This is a genomic window from Corynebacterium sp. HMSC074H12 (assembly GCF_001813755.1).
GTDB classification, from domain to species: Bacteria; Actinomycetota; Actinomycetes; order Mycobacteriales; family Mycobacteriaceae; genus Corynebacterium; species Corynebacterium hiratae.
This window is the reverse complement of the sequence record NZ_KV813940.1, coordinates 1-1,177: the sequence shown is the minus strand read 5'-3', so window position 1 is coordinate 1,177 and position 1,177 is coordinate 1. Positions and strand designations below refer to the sequence as shown.

The window sequence follows — 1,177 nt, the reverse complement described above, 5'->3', positions numbered from 1 at the left end:
GGTTCAGTTCTCATTACCCCTGATAGACTTCCTTGGTTCGTCATGGTGGTCTACGGACAGCTGGGGTTCAGTTCTCATTACCCCTGATAGACTTCTTTCCTTCCAGAGGTAGATAAAACTGGTGCTGGGGTTCAGTTCTCATTACCCCTGATAGACTTCTTAGCCGCCAACTCACGATACTCACGCAGCTGGGGTTCAGTTCTCATTACCCCTGATAGACTTCAGTGCAGCCCCAAAAGGGCTGTTCTACTGGAGTTTATCGGTGATCCTTCGCTAAAAAATCGTGAGTTGAGGTGGGGTATTCTCCATTTTGGAAGGTTCCGATTTGGAAAAACGAATCGCCTTTGACCATTGAACATCAGTGACGGATATGATTCTCACATCTCCGTCTTCCGGTAGGCTGGACTTGATTTGTTTGACGGTACTTGCGATACGGGAAGCAAGAGGGAAGTACTGGACGTAAACGCTTAGTTGGGATCTACAAAAGCCCAGGTCTAAAAGATGGTTTCGAAACCGGTTAGCCTCTCTGGTTTGAATTTTTGATTTTACGGGAAGATCGAACATGACCACGCACCACATTGGTTCACTATCTTTCGCCGGCATCGAGTTTTCCTTCCCAAACCGGAACTTTTAGGTGATTTATATTTCCTTCGATGTATAGGCCATATTGTTGGCTGAAGTCATTAAAAACTGTGGTCAACGATTTTCCACTGGAATCGAACGGGTTGGTCAGATGCTGTGAGATAAGAGTCTTTTGTGGAGAGCCTAATGGCTCTCCGTTCGCGGTAGCGGTGAAGACAATCTGATCAACCATTGGTCGAAAGGGTTCCATGAGATCATCAACCAATGCCCACTTGTTACCGCGGCCATGGTGGAATACTCCTAATGCTCCGGCTAGCCCAGCGCTAGCCACAGCTCGGATTCCATGGCCACGCAAAAGTGTGTAACCGTAATCGAGCGCAGAATTCCACCCAGGTTCTCCGCTGCCAGGTAAACGTAAGTATGCATGACCGTGGGAGACGCAAGACCAGTATTTGCGCGCTGCCTGTGCTTCAAGGTTCTCTGGATCGCCAGATTTAACGGTACGAGAGAGGGCGTAGAGCTCCTTAGCTCCAGGCTTAGCTAGTGCTTTTAGAACGGAAGTGTTATGTCCATGGACTTTTTGGACACGGAGTCC

At 48.4% G+C, this 1,177-nt stretch carries 2 protein-coding genes; both read right to left on the bottom strand.

The features are described 5' to 3' along the window. Positions 1-273: 273 nt before the first annotated feature. Complete coding sequence (gene cas2, locus HMPREF2932_RS13245; protein WP_256374704.1) at positions 274-579, bottom strand: CRISPR-associated endonuclease Cas2; 306 nt, start codon at positions 577-579, stop codon at positions 274-276. A 7-nt stretch (positions 580-586) separates the two neighbouring features. Then, positions 587-1,177: type II CRISPR-associated endonuclease Cas1 (cas1, locus tag HMPREF2932_RS13465; RefSeq protein ID WP_141756309.1), on the bottom strand; the 591-nt coding region annotated here is incomplete at its 5' end.

What these genes read in the sequence shown, in the direction of transcription:
- cas2 (WP_256374704.1), bottom strand. Translation starts at nt 579, where the DNA reads ATGTGGTGCGTGGTCATGTTCGATCTTCCCGTAAAATCAAAAATTCAA.